The sequence below is a fragment of the Methylosinus sp. C49 genome (assembly GCF_009936375.1).
Classification (GTDB): Bacteria; Pseudomonadota; Alphaproteobacteria; order Rhizobiales; family Beijerinckiaceae; genus Methylosinus.
The window spans coordinates 3,215,681-3,232,655 of the sequence record NZ_AP022332.1 but is presented as its reverse complement, the minus strand read 5'-3'; the positions used below and the strand labels follow the sequence as shown (position 1 = coordinate 3,232,655).

18 protein-coding genes are annotated in these 16,975 nt (G+C 65.6%); 8 read left to right on the top strand and 10 right to left on the bottom strand.

The annotated features are described in order from the left end of the window. Positions 1–6: 6 nt before the first annotated feature. Entirely contained in the window at positions 7–1,554 is a 1,548-nt protein-coding gene (gene murJ / locus GYH34_RS15280) for a murein biosynthesis integral membrane protein MurJ (protein ID WP_161914330.1), read from the bottom strand. A 151-nt stretch (positions 1,555–1,705) separates the two neighbouring features. Next, positions 1,706–2,683, bottom strand: coding sequence for a glycosyltransferase family 2 protein (locus GYH34_RS15275; RefSeq protein ID WP_161914329.1), 978 nt, complete (start codon positions 2,681–2,683; stop codon positions 1,706–1,708). A gap of 103 nt (positions 2,684–2,786) precedes the next feature. On the opposite strand from GYH34_RS15275, the gene GYH34_RS15270 reads away from it, so the two are divergent. Next, positions 2,787–3,641: a ChbG/HpnK family deacetylase gene (locus GYH34_RS15270; RefSeq protein WP_161914328.1), complete on the top strand. Its 855-nt coding sequence runs from the start codon at positions 2,787–2,789 to the stop codon at positions 3,639–3,641. Between the two features lie 3 nt (positions 3,642–3,644). Here GYH34_RS15270 and nadC read toward each other — a convergent pair whose 3' ends face one another. From nadC to GYH34_RS15245, 5 genes are all read right to left on the bottom strand, one after another. Continuing rightward, the gene (gene nadC, locus GYH34_RS15265) at positions 3,645–4,505 is read right to left on the bottom strand and encodes a carboxylating nicotinate-nucleotide diphosphorylase (protein WP_161914327.1); all 861 of its coding nucleotides are present in this window, start codon (positions 4,503–4,505) and stop codon (positions 3,645–3,647) included. After that, positions 4,502–6,028 carry an L-aspartate oxidase gene (locus tag GYH34_RS15260; RefSeq protein WP_161915040.1) on the bottom strand — a complete coding sequence of 509 codons (1,527 nt, stop codon included), beginning with the start codon at positions 6,026–6,028 and terminating at the stop codon, positions 4,502–4,504. Before GYH34_RS15260 ends, nadC begins: the two co-directional genes overlap by 4 nt. A gap of 34 nt (positions 6,029–6,062) precedes the next feature. Continuing rightward, a complete protein-coding gene (locus GYH34_RS15255; protein WP_161914326.1) occupies positions 6,063–6,698 on the bottom strand; it encodes a DUF4202 domain-containing protein in 636 nt (211 codons plus the stop codon). A gap of 49 nt (positions 6,699–6,747) precedes the next feature. Then, positions 6,748–7,833 carry a quinolinate synthase NadA gene (gene nadA, locus GYH34_RS15250; protein ID WP_161914325.1) on the bottom strand — a complete coding sequence of 362 codons (1,086 nt, stop codon included), beginning with the start codon at positions 7,831–7,833 and terminating at the stop codon, positions 6,748–6,750. A 281-nt stretch (positions 7,834–8,114) separates the two neighbouring features. After that, the gene (locus tag GYH34_RS15245; RefSeq protein ID WP_161914324.1) at positions 8,115–8,606 is read right to left on the bottom strand and encodes an SH3 domain-containing protein; all 492 of its coding nucleotides are present in this window, start codon (positions 8,604–8,606) and stop codon (positions 8,115–8,117) included. Positions 8,607–8,790: 184 nt separating this feature from the next. Between GYH34_RS15245 and GYH34_RS15240 the strand changes: the two genes are divergently transcribed. Beyond that, positions 8,791–9,738, top strand: coding sequence for an aspartate carbamoyltransferase catalytic subunit (locus GYH34_RS15240; RefSeq protein ID WP_161914323.1), 948 nt, complete (start codon positions 8,791–8,793; stop codon positions 9,736–9,738). 36 nt (positions 9,739–9,774) lie between these two features. After that, positions 9,775–10,119 (top strand): hypothetical protein, encoded by a 345-nt coding sequence (locus GYH34_RS15235; protein ID WP_161914322.1) that lies wholly within the window; start codon positions 9,775–9,777, stop codon positions 10,117–10,119. A gap of 10 nt (positions 10,120–10,129) precedes the next feature. Here GYH34_RS15235 and GYH34_RS15230 read toward each other — a convergent pair whose 3' ends face one another. The 3 genes from GYH34_RS15230 to GYH34_RS15220 all read right to left on the bottom strand — a co-directional run bounded on the left by GYH34_RS15230 (position 10,130) and on the right by GYH34_RS15220 (position 12,219). Beyond that, positions 10,130–10,600 carry a hypothetical protein gene (locus tag GYH34_RS15230; protein ID WP_161914321.1) on the bottom strand — a complete coding sequence of 157 codons (471 nt, stop codon included), beginning with the start codon at positions 10,598–10,600 and terminating at the stop codon, positions 10,130–10,132. A gap of 65 nt (positions 10,601–10,665) precedes the next feature. Next, entirely contained in the window at positions 10,666–11,655 is a 990-nt protein-coding gene (gene cysK, locus GYH34_RS15225) for a cysteine synthase A (RefSeq protein WP_161914320.1), read from the bottom strand. A gap of 51 nt (positions 11,656–11,706) precedes the next feature. After that, positions 11,707–12,219 carry an Lrp/AsnC family transcriptional regulator gene (locus GYH34_RS15220; RefSeq protein WP_161914319.1) on the bottom strand — a complete coding sequence of 171 codons (513 nt, stop codon included), beginning with the start codon at positions 12,217–12,219 and terminating at the stop codon, positions 11,707–11,709. Between the two features lie 380 nt (positions 12,220–12,599). Here GYH34_RS15220 and GYH34_RS15215 point away from each other — a divergent pair, with 380 nt between their 5' ends. The 5 genes from GYH34_RS15215 (at position 12,600) to GYH34_RS15195 (ending at position 16,924) form a co-directional block, all read left to right on the top strand. Further along, positions 12,600–13,061: an Rrf2 family transcriptional regulator gene (locus GYH34_RS15215; protein WP_161914318.1), complete on the top strand. Its 462-nt coding sequence runs from the start codon at positions 12,600–12,602 to the stop codon at positions 13,059–13,061. A gap of 225 nt (positions 13,062–13,286) precedes the next feature. Next, positions 13,287–14,009: a protein-L-isoaspartate O-methyltransferase gene (locus tag GYH34_RS15210; protein WP_161914317.1), complete on the top strand. Its 723-nt coding sequence runs from the start codon at positions 13,287–13,289 to the stop codon at positions 14,007–14,009. Between the two features lie 140 nt (positions 14,010–14,149). Next, positions 14,150–15,574, top strand: a complete 1,425-nt coding sequence (locus GYH34_RS15205) for a TolC family outer membrane protein (protein ID WP_161914316.1) — start codon at positions 14,150–14,152, stop codon at positions 15,572–15,574. Positions 15,575–15,762: 188 nt separating this feature from the next. Then, positions 15,763–16,527 (top strand): DUF2497 domain-containing protein, encoded by a 765-nt coding sequence (locus GYH34_RS15200; RefSeq protein WP_161914315.1) that lies wholly within the window; start codon positions 15,763–15,765, stop codon positions 16,525–16,527. 43 nt (positions 16,528–16,570) lie between these two features. Further along, positions 16,571–16,924: a septum formation initiator family protein gene (locus GYH34_RS15195; RefSeq protein ID WP_161914314.1), complete on the top strand. Its 354-nt coding sequence runs from the start codon at positions 16,571–16,573 to the stop codon at positions 16,922–16,924. Positions 16,925–16,975: the final 51 nt, after the last annotated feature.

Below are 16,975 nucleotides of genomic sequence, written 5' to 3'. Positions count from 1 at the left end.
CGACGCTCAGCGCGATGAAGGCGCGGAGCGTCTCAGCTGCGACAGGCGCAGGCCGAAGGCGCGTAGGCAGACGGCGAGAACGCTCCAATAAACGAGCGCTCCCGCCGCTCCCAGCAGCAGCAGCGCGGCGATATCGCGCAATGATCCGACATGTTGGGCCAGCGCCATCGCCGGCCCATAGCCATAGAGCGCCGTCGCCAGCAGCGGCAGGCTGGCGCAGAGGCTCGCGATGGAAACGCGCAAAAATGTCTCGTCGAAGCGCATCGCCCCGCGATGCAGCGCGAGGCCGATCAGCGCTGCGAGATTGATCCAGAGGCCGACGGACGTCGCCGTCGCGAGGCCCGGCGCGCCCATGGGCTCATAGAGCGCGATCTTCAGCCCCACATTCACGACGACGGCGCCGAGCGCGACATACATGGGAGTCTTGGTGTCGCCATGCGCCTGGAAGCTGGCGCGCGCCGAGGCGATCAGCACCAGCGCCATCAGCCCGCCGCCATAGGCCGCGAGCACGTCGGCGGCAGCGGCGGCGTCCGCGTGGGTGAAGGCGCCGCGCTGGAAGACGCCGCTCATGATGAGCTCGGGGATCGTCACAAAGGCGATGAAGAAGGGCGCGGCCAGCGCGATGGTCAGCGCCATCACGCGATTTTGCGCCGCATGGGCGCCGTCCTCGTCGCCGGCGGCGATGCGGCGGCTCATCTCCGGCAGCAGCACTGTGCCGGCGGCGAGGCCGATGACGCCATTGGGCAGCTGATAGATGCGATCGGCGTAAGTGATCGAGGAGACGCCGCCGTCCGGCAGCATCGATGCGATGATCGTATCGGCGAAAATGGCGATCTGTCCGCTCGCCGAGCCGATTATCGCCGGCCCCAGCATCAGGAAGAATTCGCGCACGCGCTTCCAATGCGGCCGCGCGAGGCCTTCCATCACGCCGATCATCCGCGCGTTGGCCATCAGCAGAGCGAGCTGCAAGACGCCGGAGACGGTCACGCCCCAGGCGGCGGCATAGGCCGCGCTCGGAAAGAGGAATGCGACGGCGAGCGCCGCCATCATGGAGAGATTGAGCAGATTGGGCGCGAAGGCCGGCGCCGCGAATCTTCCATTGGCGTTGAGCGTGCCCTGATGAAGAGTCACCAGCGTCATGCAGAGCAGATAGGGAAAGGTGATGCGGGTCAGCGAAACGGTGAGCTCGAATTTCTCCGGCCGATCGTCGAAGCCCGGCGCGAGCAGCGCCACGAATTGTGGCATGAAGGCGTAGGCGAGAAGGAGCAGAACGATCTGCGAGGCGAGCAGAAGCGTGAACACCTCGCTCGAAAATTCTTTCGCCGAGTCCTTTCCCTGCTGCTCGAGCGCCTTGGAATAGCAGGGGACGTAGGCGGCGTTGAAGGCGCCTTCTCCGAAAATGGCGCGGAAATGATTGGGCAGCTTGAAGGCGACGAAGAAAGCGTCCGCCGCGAGCCCGGCGCCGAGAATGCCCGACAGCATCACATCGCGCAGAAAGCCGGTGATGCGCGAGAGCAGCGTGAAGCCGCCGACGGAGAGGAGATTGCGAATCATGGAGCAACCACATCCCTCATGCTGAGGAGCGGCCGCAGGCCGCGTCTCGAAGCACGAGGGTCTCCAGAAGGCGGAACCGTGAGACGCGGCGTGCTTCGAGACACGCCTTTCGGGCGCTCCTCAGCATGAGGGAGACTCGGGAGCCCTATGCTCATTTGAATGGTCTCGCAGGCTCATCGTCCTCCACTCCCACCCGCTCCGCGACGAGATAGAGCGGACGTCCTTTCACCTCGCCGAAAATGAGCGCGATATACTCTCCGAGCACGCCGAGGGAGAACAGCTGCATTCCGCCGAGAAAGGCGATCGACACGATCAGCGAGGCGTAGCCGGGGACATCCACGCCATAGAACACCGTGCGCCAGAAATAATAGGCGGCCATGGCGAGCGCGAATGTCGAGACGATGATTCCGATCACCGCCCAGACCTTCAGCGGCACCGAGGAGAAGGACATCAGCCCGTCGAGCGCGAAGCGGATGAGCTTGGCGTAATTGAATTTGGTGTGGCCGGAGGCGCGTTCCTCCACCTCGAAGGGCACGCCGATCGATTTGAAGCCGACCCAGGCGAAGAGGCCTTTGGAGAAGCGCGCCCGCTCGCGCATGCGCGAGAGCGCGTCGATCGCCTGGCGGTCGAGCAGGCGGAAATCGCCGGCACCGCGCGGCAAAGGCGTCTCGCCGAAACGATCGAACAGGCCATAGAAGAGATTGGCGAAGAGCGTGCGCAGCAGCGGCTCGCCGGCGCGGTCGCGGCGCACGCCATAGACGTTCTTATAGCCCTCGCGCCATTTGGCGACGAATTGCGCGATCGTCTCCGGCGGATGCTGGAGGTCGGCGTCCATCAGCGCCACGGCCGCGCCGCGGGAATGGTCCAGAGCGGCGGCTATGGCGATCTCCTTGCCGAAATTGCGGCTGAAGGACACTGCTTTGACGCGGGCGTCCTCTCTATGCAATTCGCGCAATCCCGCGAGCGTTTCGTCCGAGGAGCCGTCGTCGACGAAGACGATCTCGAAAGACGCGGCGCAACGCTCCAGCACGGGCTTCAGCCTGGCGACCAGCGGGCGAAGATTGGCCGCCTCGTTGAAGACCGGAATGGCTACGGATATCTCCGGCGGATTTTCGGCTTTATCGTCCATCGCTCGCCTTATAGGTTCGAACCGGGCAAGAGAAACGGGCAAGACCTAGGCGGGCGCGCGAAAATGCGCAAGCGCGCCGAAGCCGGGAGGACGGGGTAGGAAGATGGCGGCGCAACGTGCGGTCGCGCTCTGCGCGGATGATTACGGCCTTTCCATGGGCGTCAGCCTCGGCATTCTCGAGGCGCTGGACGCCGGGCGGCTGACGGCGGTCTCCGCGCTCACCAATGTCGATCGCTGGCCGGCCATGGGGCGGGAGCTGGCGCGCCGCCGCCATGACGCCGACATCGGCGTGCATTTCAATCTGACGCTCGGGCGTCCGCTCACCAATATGCCGAAATTCGCGCCCGGCGGCGTGTTTCCGCCGCTGCGCGAGGTGATTCGCGCCGCCATGCGCGGAAAGCTGCCGATGGAGGAAATCCGCGCCGAGATCGACCGCCAGATCGACCGCTTTTACGCGGTGATGGGCCGCGCGCCGGACCATCTCGACGGGCATCAGCATGTTCATGCGTTGCCCGGCGTGCGCACCGCGCTGTTCGACGCGCTGGAGAAGCGCGGGCTCACGGGCGAGAAGCTCTGGCTGCGCGACGCCGGCGATCGGATGCATCGCATCGTGATTCGCGGCTCCGACATGCGCAAGGCCATGGTGGTCCGCGCCATCGGCCGCGGCTATCGGCGCGAGGCGGTGGCGCGCGGATTTCTGCTCAACGAAGGCTTCGCCGGCTTTTCCGATTTCGATCCGCAGAGCGATTACGCCGCGCAGTTCGAAACCTATCTGCGCGCGCCGGGCGAGCGGCATCTCGTCATGTGCCATCCCGGCCGCGTCGACGAGGATTTGCGCGCGCAAGACCCGGTGACGGTGACGCGCGAGCAGGAGCTCGCCTTTCTGCTCTCGTCGCGCTTCGAGGAGGTGATGCTCAATCGCAGCGCGTCGCTCGCGCGGCTGCGGCGGGAGGTGTGACGCCTATCCGATTTCTATGTCGAGGCCGAGGTCCAATGTGCGCGCAGAATGCGTGAGCGCGCCGACGGAAATGAGATCGACGCCCGTCTCCGCTATCGCCGCGATCGTCTCCAGCGTGACGCCGCCGGACGCCTCCGCGCGCATTGCGCCGCCGATCAGCGCGACCGCGGCGCGTAGAGAATCGGGCGCCATATTGTCGAGCAGCACGATATCCGCGCCTTCGGCGAGGACCTCCTCGAGCTGCGCGAGCGTGTCGACCTCTATCTCTATCTTCACCATATGGCCGGCGAAGGCTTTGGCCGCGCGCAATGCGGGGCCGACGCCGCCGGCGACGGCGATGTGATTGTCCTTTATCAGCACCGCATCATCGAGACCGAAGCGGTGATTGGCGCCGCCGCCGCAGCGCACCGCATATTTCTCGAAAGCGCGCAGCAGCGGCGTCGTCTTGCGTGTGTCGCAGACCCTGGCTTTCGTATGCGCGATTTTCTCCGCATAGCGCGCCGTGAGCGTGGCGACGCCGCAGAGCCGGCCGAGAAAATTCAGAGCGACGCGTTCCGCCGAGAGAATGGCGCGGGCGGGGCCTTCGATCCGCGCGATGATCCCGCCTTCGCCGATATGTGCGCCGTCCTGCGTCGCGGGCATGAAAATCACGGAAGGATCGACGAGGCGAAAGGCGGCCGCCGCCACGCCGAGGCCCGCGACGACGCCGGCTTCGCGCGCGGCGATGACGGCGCGAGCGCGGGCGGTCTCGGGGATCGTCGCCTGAGTGGTAATGTCGCCGGCGCGGCCGAAATCCTCGGCGAGAGCGGCGCGCACGGCTTCTTCTACATGCAGGGCGGGGAGCGTCCAGGGGGCGGCCGTCATTTCAGCGCCTCCTCGGCGATGGCGCGCGCTTGCGCCATGGTTATATAGGAGCGATGCGCGAGAGCGTCCTCGGCTCTCGGAAAATCAGAGCGGAAATGTGCGCCGCGACTTTCTCGCCGCGCCAGCGCCGCGCTCGTCACCAGCAGGGCGGTCAGCGCCATATTGCGCAATTGCGCGTGGGGCGTCGCGGATTCGATGCGCAGAAGCGCCCGCGCCGCGCGCGTGAGCCCGATCGCATCTCGGATGACGCCGACATCGCGCGCCATCACATCGCGCAATTCGTCGACGAGGCTCTGCTCGGGCGCGTCGGCCGCGTCGGATGACGGGGCAGGGGCGGGCGCGGCCTCGACATTCTGCTCGCCGATATCATTTGCGATGCGCGCCGCGAACACCACCGCCTCGAGCAGGGAGTTGGAGGCGAGGCGATTGGCGCCATGCACGCCGGTGGAGGCGACCTCGCCGGCCGCCCAAAGTCCGGCGAGAGACGTCCGCCCGCGCGCATCCGTGGCGACGCCGCCCATGTGATAATGCGCAGCGGGCGCGATCGGAATGGGCGCGGTCACAGGATCGACGCCGCCGGCCATGCAGCTCGCATAGACGGTCGGAAAACGCGCGGGAAACTCCGCGCCCACAGTCGCGCGCGCATCGAGAAAAGCGCCGCCTCCGGCCGCGATGGATGCGAAGACGCCGCGCGCGACGATATCGCGTGGCGCGAGCTCGGCGGCGGGATCGATCTCGGCCATGAAGCGATGGCCGGCGCGATCGACGATGATCGCGCCTTCGCCGCGCAGAGATTCCGTCGCCAGCGGCGCCGGATCGACGCCTATGTCGATCGCGGTCGGGTGGAATTGCACGAATTCCGCATCGGCGACGAGCGCGCCGGCGCGCGCCGCCATTGCGAGGCCGATTCCGCGCGCTTCGTTCGGATTGGTGGTGACGCGATAGAGATGACCGATTCCGCCCGTCGCCAGCACTGTGGCGGACGAGAGAAAGTCGTGCAAAAGGCCGTCGCGGCCGCGCGCGCGCAGGCCGATGACGCGGCCGTCATGGGTCAGCAATTCCTGGGCGGAAAAGCCTTCAAATAATTCGATCGAAGGCGTCGCGCGGACGGCGGCGACGAGGGTCTCCATGATCGCGCGGCCGGCCGTGTCGCCCTTGACGCGCACGATGCGCCGCTCGGAATGCGCAGCCTCGCGCGAGGGCGTGAATTTGCCGTCGGCGCGATCGAAAGGCACGCCATAGGAGAGAAGATCTTCGATGCGCGCGCGGGCTTCGCGCGCCATGCCGAGCGTGACGTCCGCATCGACGATGCCGGCGCCGGCCTTCAGCGTGTCTTCGGCGTGCCGCTCCGGCGAATCCGTGTCGAGCACGGCCGCCGCGACGCCGCCCTGCGCCCAGAAGGAGGCGGCGCCTTCGTCGATTGAGCCGGGCGTCAGCACAGCGACGCGGCGCGGCGCGAGCTTCAATGCGCAGAAGAGGCCGGCGAGGCCGCCGCCGACGACGAGGATGGGAGTCTGTGTCACCACTGTGAAAGCTCCCGAGCGGGCGCGCCGGCCATTAGTCGATCGCTACGGCTGCGAGCTTGGCGAGCGCCTCGCTCTCCTTGGCGATGGCCGCCGCCACCAGAGTGCGCGTGCGTTCCGGCAAGGGCAGGGCCAGCGCCGCGCCATGGCCCTTGGGCGACATTTTGCATAGCGTCTTGCCGAGGATGTCGACGATCTTGTCGTCGTCGTAGTCTTTGTATTTCTCGTGGAAGTCGTCGAAATAATGCTCGAGGAAGACGATGGCCGCGACATTCTCCAGCGCTTGGGAATCGCGATCCTTCTTCAGCTTCTCCTTGCGGATGATCGCGCCGACATGCGCGATCTCTTCTTCGTCATAGCCCTGCGCGCGCATGAGCTCGCCGACGAGGCGCGCGTGATGAACGCGGCATTCCTTGCGCCAGTCATTATAGCCGTGACGGCCGAGCGGGAAATTCTCGCGTGGAATATCCCAGCGCCGCAAATGCTGCGCGCGCGTCGCGATTTGCAGCAGTTCCGAGGCCTCGGGATAGAGCGCGGCGAGGCGCGCCGTCATGCGCTCGGCGTAGACGATCTCGAAAGCGCGTTCGGCGCCGTCGATCGTCACTCTGCGCGGATCATCGGCGTTGGCGGCGTCGATCGCTGCGATCAATGCCTCGTATCGAGCCGTCATGGCCGCGCTCCTTCAATCCTTCTCCCGCGAGCAGGAGAAGGCAAGTCCATCAACCCAGATCGATCATCCGCTGCACGGAGACGCGCGCGCGCGCGGCGATCAGCGGATCGACCGTCACCTCTTCGCGAATATGGACCAGCGCGTCGAGGATTTTCGGCAGCGTTATGCGCTTCATATGCGGGCAGAAATTGCAGGGGCGGATGAACTCGGTTCCCGTCGTCTCGGCGGCGACATTGTCGGCCATGGAGCATTCGGTCACGAGCAGCACGCGCGCCGGCTTTTTCGTGCGCACATAATCGATCATCGCCGCGGTCGAGCCAGCGAAATCGGAAATCTCCACCACTTCACGCGGGCATTCGGGATGGGCGATGATCTTCACGCCCGGATGATCGGCGCGATAGGTCTCGAGCTCTTCCGCTGTGAAGCGCTCGTGCACCTCGCATGCGCCGCGCCAGGCGATGATCTTCACCTTGGTCTGCGCGGCGACATTCTCGGCGAGATAGCGGTCGGGCAGCATGATGACGCGATCGGAGCCGAGGCTCTCGACGACCTTCAGCGCATTGGAGGAGGTGCAGCAAATGTCGACCTCCGCCTTCACATCGGCGGAAGTGTTGACATAGGCGACGATCGGCACGCCCGGATATTCGGCGCGCAGCGCGCGAACGTCGGCCGCCGTGATGGAGGCGGCGAGCGAGCAGCCGGCCTCGAGATCGGGCATGAGCACCACTTTTTCGGGGCTCAGAATCTTGGAGGTCTCGGCCATGAAATGCACGCCGCCCTGCACGATGATCTCGGCGTCGGAGGAGGCGGCGAGCTTGGCGAGCTGCAGGCTGTCGCCGACGAAATCGGCGACGCAATGATAGATTTCCGGCGTCTGATAGTTATGGGCGAGAATGACGGCGTTGCGTTCCCGCTTCAGCTCGTTGATCGCCTTCACATAAGGTGCATGGAACGCCCATTCGATCGCCGGCATGACCTTCGCCACCCGCTCATAGAGATGGGCGGTCGCGGCCTCGACCTCCTTGTTCCAGGCGAGATTGGGCATGGGCAGCACCGGAAAGCGCTGCGCCGCTCCGACGAGCGCGCCGATGGCGGGCGCATCGAGGCGCTTCTTCTCGGGGAAGGTGAGGGTCATGGACCTTGCTCCATCCTCACTTATGCTCAATTCGAGCATAAGTCGGTCGATCAAAAACTCCTTCGGGCGCCGCCCGACGGAGGCTTATTTGTAGCTTAAGTGTCATGGCGGGATTGAGCAACCCTCGCCAATCACTCTTCGCGCTAGAGATATGCTCTCACTGAGTATATGTCAATCGGTTCGAGGGCGCGCGAGCGAGCGTCGTATGAGATAGTCTCGCGAGAGCATGGGCGCGAGAAAAAGCCCGCGGCTGCGGGCTGTCTCGTCGCGGGGGAATTTCGTCAGCGGGCAAAGACGGCGCCTTTCCGTTTCAGATAATTGCGGTCCACATAGCCGGACTTGCCCTCATAGGTGACTTTGCACCAGCTGGTCATCCAGCCCTTTTGGCAAGCGGAGGCGGCGACCTTCTGGCCCGGCGGGATCTTGGCGACGACCTTCCAATTTCCGCCGGGGCCGGAGTGCACGGCCGTGGTGTCGCGGGTGACGAGCGGCGCGACGACGACATTCTTCATCGTCGGCTCGAGCGTGTTGGCGGCGACGAAGCCGCGCTTGCCCTTGTAGCGGATCTGGCACCAATCGTGTTTCCAGCCCGGCCCGCAATTGTCGAGCCGTATTTTGGCGCCGGCCGGGATTTGGGCGATGACGGGCCAGCGCGCGCCGGGGCCGGAGCGCATGTTGGAGAAATCCGTGGCGACGGTGGTTGCCGCCATTGCCGTGGCGGCGCAGAGGGATAGGGCCGCCGCGAGGAGCGGCGAGCCGAGCCGAATGTGCATGGCGATCTCCTGTTTCGCGAAGAATTCTGGGAAAGAGCGTCTCTATGACGGGCAAAAACGAGAACTCTTTTTCATCCCCTTTGGTTCCGCCGTCGCTTTCGAGCGATCGTCTCGAGGATTTCTCAACCATGAGCGCGCGGCGGGAAGGCTGGCCAGCGCGTGGGAAACTGTTATAGACGGCGGCATGCCGCAAAAATCGCATCCCGCTTTTCCGCACCGCCATCTGCTCGGCATAGAGGGGCTGTCGCGCATCGACATTCTCACTCTGCTCGACATGGCCGAGGAGGCGATCGAGGTCTCCCGCCAGGTGGAGAAGAAGCGCGCCACTCTGCGCGGACGCACCCAGGTCAATCTCTTCTACGAATCCTCCACCCGCACGCAGGCTTCATTCGAGATCGCCGGCAAAAGGCTCGGCGCCGACGTCATGAATATGTCGGTCGCCAATTCCTCGGAGAAGAAGGGCGAGACGCTGCTCGACACGGCGATGACGCTCAACGCCATGCGGCCGGATATTCTGGTGGTGCGCCACGCCCGCGCCGGCGCCGTGCATCTTTTGGCGCGCAAGGTCGATTGCGCCGTGGTCAACGCCGGCGACGGCGCCCATGAGCATCCGACTCAGGCGCTGCTGGACGCTTTGACGATCCGCCGCCACAAGGGCCGCATCGAGGGGCTGACGGTGGCGATCTGCGGCGATGTGCTGCATTCGCGCGTCGCGCGTTCCAACATTATTCTCTTGAGCGCGCTGGGCGCGCGGCTGCGCGCGGTCGGCCCCTCCACTCTCGCGCCCGATTCGCTGTCGCGCCTCGGCGTCGAAGTGTTCCACGACATGCGGACGGGGCTCGCCGGCGCGGACATAGTGATGATGCTGAGGCTGCAGCGCGAGCGCATGAATGGCGCCTTCGTGCCGAGCAGCCGCGAATATTTCCACTTCTTCGGTCTCGACGAGGAGAAGCTCGCCTATGCCGCGCCCGATGCGCTGGTCATGCATCCCGGCCCGATGAATCGCGGCGTCGAGATCGACTCGAGCGTGGCCGACGGCCCCCGCTCACTCATTCGAGATCAGGTGGAAATGGGCGTCGCCGTGCGTATGGCGGTGCTGGAGGCGCTCGCGCAGCATCTGCCGAATGTGTAGTATGAAGCGATTTCGTCGATCGCAGAGGAACGCCGCATGGTCTTTGTCGTTCGCCTGATCACATTGTTTTCGGAAGGGCTTCTACAGCAGTTCATCAATGGCGTCGGCATCGTCGCCTTGATGGTCGCGCTCGCGATCGGCTTTTTTCGTCTCTCCTGGTGGAAGAGCGTGCTGATCCTCACCTTCATCTTCGGCTTCGGCGTCGAGTATCTCTTCGAAGGGTGGATCAAATTTTCCGACAAGGCGGAGAGCGCCAGCGAGCGCTGGCCGTGGATGCTCTTGATCTACTTCTTCATCGTCTTCGTCGCTTATTGGACGGGGCGCTTCGGCCGTCGCCATTTGGAGCGCCGCGGCAAGGCGGCGCCGCCGCATCTGACGTGAACGGCCGAGATTACGGCTTTCGCACCCGAATTCGCAGCTGCGCCTTTCTTTCGATCAGCCTTTGCTTGTCGAAAGAGCCTGTGGCGACGACCAGATATGCGTGGCCCTGCTCGACGATTTCGCGCAATCCCGCGAACGGGCTGAAAAGGTCGTGGGCGACGACGATATCGTCGATCGTGACATTCGTTCGGCGCAGCTTGTGATCGGTCGAAAATTTCTCGATCCGTGACAGCTCGTCGCCCGAAAAATAAAAGTCGACCATCATCGACGACATGTCGATCGTCGGAGGAAGTCCCGTCGTGTCTGGGTGCAATTGCTGGATATTAAAGAATTCGACTTTTTCGTAACGCAAGAGGATCGTGTCCTCGGCCACGCCGGGCTCCGCGCCTTTCGGCTCGTCGAGCGCTGCGTGAAGAACGACCGGGATCGCGCATAAGGCGACGAAACACGCGATCGCGCGACCGCGAGCGGCATACGGCATGTTCGAAGCTCCTGGACCGCGAAGCGGCGCGACCCGGACCGATGTCTGGATCGCGCCAGCCGGGGTCAGACGCCTTCGAACAGCGCGGTCGAGAGATAGCGCTCGGCGAAGTCGGGGATGATCAGCACGATATTCTTGCCCTCGGCCTCTGGACGCGCGGCGATCTCGAGCGCGGCCGCGACGGCGGCGCCGGACGAGATGCCGACCGGAATGCCTTCGAATTTGGCGAGCTGGCGCGCGGTGTCGAAGGCCGTCTGATTGCCGATGGTGATGATCTCGTCGATGACCGTGCGGTCGAGGATCGGCGGCACGAAGCCCGGGCCGATGCCTTGAATCTTATGCGGTCCCGGCGGACGGCCGGAGAGCACCGCCGAATCCTCGGGCTCCACGGCGACGACCTTGAGACCGGGGCGGCGCGGCTTCAGCACCTGGCCGACGCCGGTGATCGTGCCGCCGGTGCCGACGCCCGAGACGAAATAATCGACCTCGCCATTGGTGTCGTTCCAGATCTCCTCGGCAGTGGTGAGGCGATGGATCTCGGGATTGGCCGGATTCTCGAATTGCTGCGGAATGACGGCGTCGGGATTTTCGGCGGCGAGCTCGGTGGCCTTGGCCACGGCGCCCTTCATGCCCTGCGCGGCCGGGGTCAGCACCAGCTCGGCGCCGAGCACGGCGAGAATGCGCCGACGCTCGATCGACATGGATTCGGGCATCACCAGCACGAGGCGATAGCCGCGCGCGGCGGCGACGAAGGCGAGCGCAATGCCGGTGTTGCCGGAGGTCGGCTCGATGAGCAGATTGCGGCCCGGGGCGATGCGGCCGCTCTTCTCCAGCGAATCGATGAGATTGACGCCGATGCGGTCTTTCACGCTGGCGAGCGGATTGAAGAATTCGAGCTTGCCGAGAAGATTGGCTTTGACGCCCTTCTCCTTGGCGAGACGGTCGAAACGCACCAGCGGCGTATCGCCGAGGGTCTGCGTGATGGAATCATAAATGCGGCCGCGCCCCGGTTTCTCCGAAGGGATGTAAATCGGCGCCGATACTGCCTCTGACATGGGTTGCTCCTCGAATATAGTGTTGGTCGCTTTACGCGCTTGCCGCAGAGCTTATCCTGCAACGGCTTCTTCGGCCACCCGGCGCGCGCGGGGAAAAGCGATGGGCGGGGCGGTTTCCAGCGGCAGAGCGGTCGTCGCCTTGATCCGCTCCATGGCGAAGCGCGACACGACATTGCGCAGAGGCGCGACCGCGATCAGCCGCTTGTAGAATTCGTCGAAGGCGACCATGTCGGCGACGACCACGCGTAGCATGTAGTCGACATCGCCGGCCATGCGGTAGAACTCCACCACCTCCGGCATGGCCGCGACGGCGCCGGTGAAGCGGTCGAGCCAGGCGTCCGAATGCTCGCCGGCCACGATGGAGACATAGACGCTGAGGCCGAGTCCGAGCTTCTCGGGCGAGAGCAGGGCGACTCGGCCCTGCAGGACGCCGCTCGCCTCCAGCCGCTGAATGCGCTTCCAGCAGGGCGTTTGCGACAGCCCGACCTGCGCCGCTATGTCGGCGATGGAGAGGGAGGCGTCCTCCTGCAGAATTGAAAGAATGTGGCGGTCGATGGCGTCCATGGCGCGTCCGGCGTTCGAGAATGATTTTCCTATAGTCCATAAAAATACTATAACATGTCAAGGTAAGAAGCGGCGCTCGAGCCGAATGGTCGCGACCGTGACGAGAGCGTTACCAATCCTCAGCCTGGCCGCCGAGTTCGCGCGTGGAGCGTGGCAAGGCGGCCGGCGCGCCGACGAATGAGCTTTCAGTCTGATTTTTCTAGGTATTTAATAGGCTGTAGAAGAAAACCGTCGTTCGGCTCTGCGCGCCGGCCGGCGCCGGGGAGCCGGCCGCGAGTGGACAATGGGCGCGCAATGGCGCCATTTTGCTGTAGAATCCGCTCGCCGGAGAAAAATTAACCCCAGACGCCGGCGAGGCGGATGCGAGGAGACGCCGCTCTATGTTGACGAAGAAAGCGAAATACGGATTGAAGGCGATGGTCTATCTGGCCGGCTTCGAGCCGGGGCGGACGGCGCTCGTCTCCGATATCGCCGCGGCGAATCAAATCCCCAAGAAATTTCTCGACGCCATTCTGGGCGAGCTGCGCAACGCCGGCTTCGTCCATTCCAAGAAAGGGAAGGGCGGCGGCTACACTCTGGCGCGCGCGCCGCAGGAGATACGGGTCGGGAACGTCATCAGGGCGCTCGACGGGCCGCTGGCGCCGATCCAATGCGCGAGCCGCACGGTCTATCGGCGCTGCGACGATTGCGAGGACGAGGCCCGCTGCACCGTGCGGCTGCTGATGCTGGAGGCCCGCGACGCCATCGCCAATGTGCTGGACAATCGCACGCTGGCGCAGATGCGCGCCCTCGCCCAGGACGATCCCGCCGGCGCTCTGCTCGGCGAGCTCGAGCGGAATTGAGGGGAAGGCGCAGGGCCGCCATGGACATGGAGGCGGCGCGAACCTATAAAGCGCACGGCCGAGCTCTTGCAGCGCGGCGAAGCGAATGCGTTCGGCGAGAGGAGCCGGCCCGTCCGAACGCCTTCTTTGGAATTTTGGCGTCTTTCATGAGGCGGGGCGCCCGCGGCGGACCGGCGGCCGTCGTCGAGACCCCCCGCGAGAGGCCGGCGCGACGCCGGAAGGTCGATGGCCGAAGCTGCTGAGCTCCACGCAGAGACGAATTCGCAACAAGGCGCGGCGACCGCGACCCTGCGCCAGACGATGGTCGAGCGGCAGCTGCGCACATTCGATGTGACGGACCTGCCGCTGCTGCGGCGCTTCCTCACCGTGCCGCGCGAGATTTTCCTGCCGCACGACCTCGCTCCGCTCGCCTATTCCGATCTGGCGCTGACGCTCAAGGACGATAGCGGCCGTCCCGGCCGCGCGCTGCTGCCGCCGCTGGTGCTCGCCCGCCTGCTGCAGGACGCCGACGTTCGCGAGACCGATCGCGTGCTCGACATCGCCGGCGGCGCCTTCTACTCCTCGGCGCTGCTGTCGCCGCTGGCGCGCGAGATCGTCGCCCTTGAGGATGACGCCCGCCTCACGGCGACGGCGCGCTCCTATCTGCAATTCGTCGGCGCGACCAATGTGCGCGTCGAGACCGGCCCGCTCGCGGCCGGCGTTCCCGCCGCAGCGCCCTTCGACGTCATCATCGTGCAGGGCGCGGTGGAGGCCGGTCTCGATCGTCTCTTCGAGCAGCTCACCCCCAATGGCCGCCTGCTCGCCATCGCCAAGGCGGAGCCGGATTCCGGCTGGGCCGTCACCCGTTTCGACCGCTCCGGCGGCGCCCCGGCCGGCGCGCGCGCTTTGTTCGACGCTTCCGCTCCCGTTCTGGAGGGCTTTGAAAAAGCGCCGGGTTTCGTGTTCTGAGGACGAGCGGTCCAAGCTCTCGTTGTTTCGGCTTGGAATCGCCCTGTTTCGAGCGTCGTGTTCCGTGAGTAGGCCGTAGGGCTCGCCCGCGCTCTCGTCGAGCGCCGGGCGCGCTTTGTTCGAGAGCGGGTCTTTGTGGAATGCGTATCGTCGAATTGCGTCCGTCGTCCTGGCTCGGGCTGTGGCTTTTCGCCCTCGGCCTCGCGGCTCCGTCCGCCGCCGGCGCGGAGACGTTGAAAGAGGCGCTGGCGCGCGCCTATCACGGCAATCCCGATATGAATCAGCAGCGCGCCAATGTGCGCGCCAAGGACGAGGAGGCGCCCAAGGCCGCCGCCGGAATGCGTCCCAAGGCCAGTATTTCGGCGAGCGCCGGGCCGCAGAACTCCAACATCAAGATTCCGGCCGGCCGCAGCCAGCAGACCGGCCAGCGCACCTATATGTATGACGAATACGTCGGCTATCCGCGCGGCGCGACGCTGAGCCTCTCGCAGACGCTCTATGACGGCGGCCGCACCGGCAATTCCGTGCGTCAGGCCGAATCGGGCGTCTACGCCGCGCGCGAGGGGATGCGCCTCACCGAGCAGGCGACGCTGCAGAATGGCGCCACCGCCTATATGAATGTCCTGCGCGACACGGCGGTGCTCGATCTGCGCAAGAACAATGTCGCCGTGCTGGAGCAGCAGCTCGAGCGCACGCGCGACCGATTCGCAGTTGGCGAGGTGACGCGCACCGACGTCGCCCAGGCCGAATCGACTCTCGCTCAGGCGCGCACAGAGCTCTATGGCGCTCAGGGGCAATTGAAGACCAGCGTCGCCACTTATCGGCAGATCATCGGCGCCGAGGCGAAAAATCTGCAGCCGGCGCAATCGGTCGAATCGCTGCTGCCGAAATCGCTCGATCAGGCGATCGCCGTCGCCATCGTCGAGCATCCGGGCGTCGTCGCCGCGCAGCATCAGGTGGATGTCGCCGCTTCGGCGGTGAAGGTGGCGGAAGGCGCGCTGGCGCCGACTCTCTCGGTCGCCGCGCAGCTCTCGCAGCAATATGATTCCTTTCTGGGATCGCCTCAGACTCGGCAATTCTCCGCCGGCGCGAGCGGACGGCTCGACGTGCCGATCTATCAGGGCGGCTCCGAATACGCGTCGATTCGCCAGGCCAAGGAGCAATTGGGCCAGGCGCGCTTCAACGCTGATCTGCAGCGCGACAGCGTGCGCGCCAGCGTCGTCTCCAGCTATGCGCAGCTCGACACTGCGCGCGCTTCGATTCTCTCCGGCCGAGCCGCTGTCAAGGCGGCGGAAATCGCTCTGCGCGGCGTGCGCGAGGAGGCGCAGGTCGGACAGCGCACCACGCTCGACGTTCTCAATGCGCAATATGCGCTGCTCAATGCGCGCGTCTCGCTCATCATCGCGCAGCGCGATCGCGTCGTCGCGTCTTACGCGGCGCTCGGCTCCATAGGGCGCCTCTCGGCCGACAGCCTGAAGCTCGATGTCGTCGCATATGATCCGACGACGCATTTCGAGCAGGTGCGCGGCATGTGGATCGGCGTCGACTCGCCCGCCGAGCGCTGAGCGCTGCGCGACGAGGCCGCGCTGCGTAAAAAATCGTGTGCAAACTCCCTTACGCACAACCCCTGCGGTTTTACCAAAGGGGGGAATCATCCGATGATGCGACTCGACGCTCGAAGTGAGCGGATAAGAATAGCGCGCGGCGATGATATTGCGGAGCCGTCGCCGCGAGACGGGAAGCAGCACATCTCATGAGCGCAATGAACGCTTCGATCACCGCGCCGGCGCTCGACGCCGAGCGCCGGTCGCACGAGCCGTCGATGGAGGAGATCCTCGCTTCGATCCGGCGCATCATCGCCGACGACGACGCTTTGCCCGCCGCGAGGCGCGACAAGGAGAAGCGCCCGGCCGAGCCGCCGCAGCGCGAGGAGGCGCCGCTCGCGTCTACGCCTGCCGCGCCTGCGCCCGCCTTGCGCGCGCCCGTGGCCGCTCGTCCCGCGGCTCCTGCGCCGATCGCCGCCGCGCCGGCTCCCGAGGTCGAGCCCGCCAAGCCCGCCGAATTCTGGCTGCGGCCGTCCGCCGCTCCCGAGGCGGAAGCCGCGCCGGCTCCCGAATCGGCCGACCAGAGCCGCTGGTCCGAGGATACGGCCGAGGAGGTCGTGGACGAGACGCTCGACGAGCCCGTCGTCGCTGCGGCCGAGGAGCCCTATGTGCAGGACATAGCGGATGAGCCGGTCGAGGAGCAGATGATCGCGAGCATAGAGCCGAGCCCGGCCGAGCCGGCCAATGACAGCGATCCCACGCCGCTCGTCTCGACCGACGCGGCCATGTCGATCGGCGCGCATTTCCAGGCGCTGGCGGCGAGCATCGTCATCAGCGAGGCCGATCTCATCGAGCGTTATGCGCAGGACATGCTGCGGCCCATGCTGAAGCAATGGCTCGACGACAATCTGCCGCATCTCGTCGAGCGCCTCGTGCGCGCGGAGATCGAGCGGGTCGCGCGCGGGCGGCGCTGATCGCCGATTCGGCGAGACCCAGGCCGTTAACGACGCTTATACAATGTTCGCGCAAAGTGGCGGCATGTTCGCTCGTCATGTTCTGCGCTCTTTCGTGATCCCCCTGCTGCTCTACGGAGCGGCGGGGCTCGTGGCGAGCTATTTCGTCTGGCACGGCGTCAACGGCCAGCGCGGGCTCAAGACCGGCGTCGAATATGAGCAGCGCATCGCCGAGCTGCGCGCCGAGCTCGGCGGTCTGAAGGCCGAGCGCGCCCAATGGGAGCGTAAGCTCGCGCTGGTGCGCGGCGACGTCGTCGACGCCGATATTCTGGACGAGGAGGCGCGCCTGGTGCTCGGCCGCGCGCATCGCAACGACATTGTGATTCTCACGCCGCCCGCGTCGTCCACGCGCCGCTGAGGACAGCGCCGCGAGACGGCTCGTTTTCGGCGCGCGCTCGAGCTATTCTGC

Bases quoted from the DNA above. Each gene is read 5' to 3' on its own strand.
- murJ (WP_161914330.1), bottom strand. From the start codon at position 1,554: ATGATTCGCAATCTCCTCTCCGTCGGCGGCTTCACGCTGCTCTCGCGC.
- GYH34_RS15275 (WP_161914329.1), bottom strand. From the start codon at position 2,683: ATGGACGATAAAGCCGAAAATCCGCCGGAGATATCCGTAGCCATTCCG.
- GYH34_RS15270 (WP_161914328.1), top strand. From the start codon at position 2,787: ATGGCGGCGCAACGTGCGGTCGCGCTCTGCGCGGATGATTACGGCCTT.
- nadC (WP_161914327.1), bottom strand. From the start codon at position 4,505: ATGACGGCCGCCCCCTGGACGCTCCCCGCCCTGCATGTAGAAGAAGCC.
- GYH34_RS15255 (WP_161914326.1), bottom strand. From the start codon at position 6,698: ATGACGGCTCGATACGAGGCATTGATCGCAGCGATCGACGCCGCCAAC.
- nadA (WP_161914325.1), bottom strand. From the start codon at position 7,833: ATGACCCTCACCTTCCCCGAGAAGAAGCGCCTCGATGCGCCCGCCATC.
- GYH34_RS15245 (WP_161914324.1), bottom strand. From the start codon at position 8,606: ATGCACATTCGGCTCGGCTCGCCGCTCCTCGCGGCGGCCCTATCCCTC.
- GYH34_RS15240 (WP_161914323.1), top strand. From the start codon at position 8,791: ATGCCGCAAAAATCGCATCCCGCTTTTCCGCACCGCCATCTGCTCGGC.
- GYH34_RS15235 (WP_161914322.1), top strand. From the start codon at position 9,775: ATGGTCTTTGTCGTTCGCCTGATCACATTGTTTTCGGAAGGGCTTCTA.
- GYH34_RS15230 (WP_161914321.1), bottom strand. From the start codon at position 10,600: ATGCCGTATGCCGCTCGCGGTCGCGCGATCGCGTGTTTCGTCGCCTTA.
- cysK (WP_161914320.1), bottom strand. From the start codon at position 11,655: ATGTCAGAGGCAGTATCGGCGCCGATTTACATCCCTTCGGAGAAACCG.
- GYH34_RS15220 (WP_161914319.1), bottom strand. From the start codon at position 12,219: ATGGACGCCATCGACCGCCACATTCTTTCAATTCTGCAGGAGGACGCC.
- GYH34_RS15215 (WP_161914318.1), top strand. From the start codon at position 12,600: ATGTTGACGAAGAAAGCGAAATACGGATTGAAGGCGATGGTCTATCTG.
- GYH34_RS15210 (WP_161914317.1), top strand. From the start codon at position 13,287: ATGGCCGAAGCTGCTGAGCTCCACGCAGAGACGAATTCGCAACAAGGC.
- GYH34_RS15205 (WP_161914316.1), top strand. From the start codon at position 14,150: ATGCGTATCGTCGAATTGCGTCCGTCGTCCTGGCTCGGGCTGTGGCTT.
- GYH34_RS15200 (WP_161914315.1), top strand. From the start codon at position 15,763: ATGAGCGCAATGAACGCTTCGATCACCGCGCCGGCGCTCGACGCCGAG.
- GYH34_RS15195 (WP_161914314.1), top strand. From the start codon at position 16,571: ATGTTCGCGCAAAGTGGCGGCATGTTCGCTCGTCATGTTCTGCGCTCT.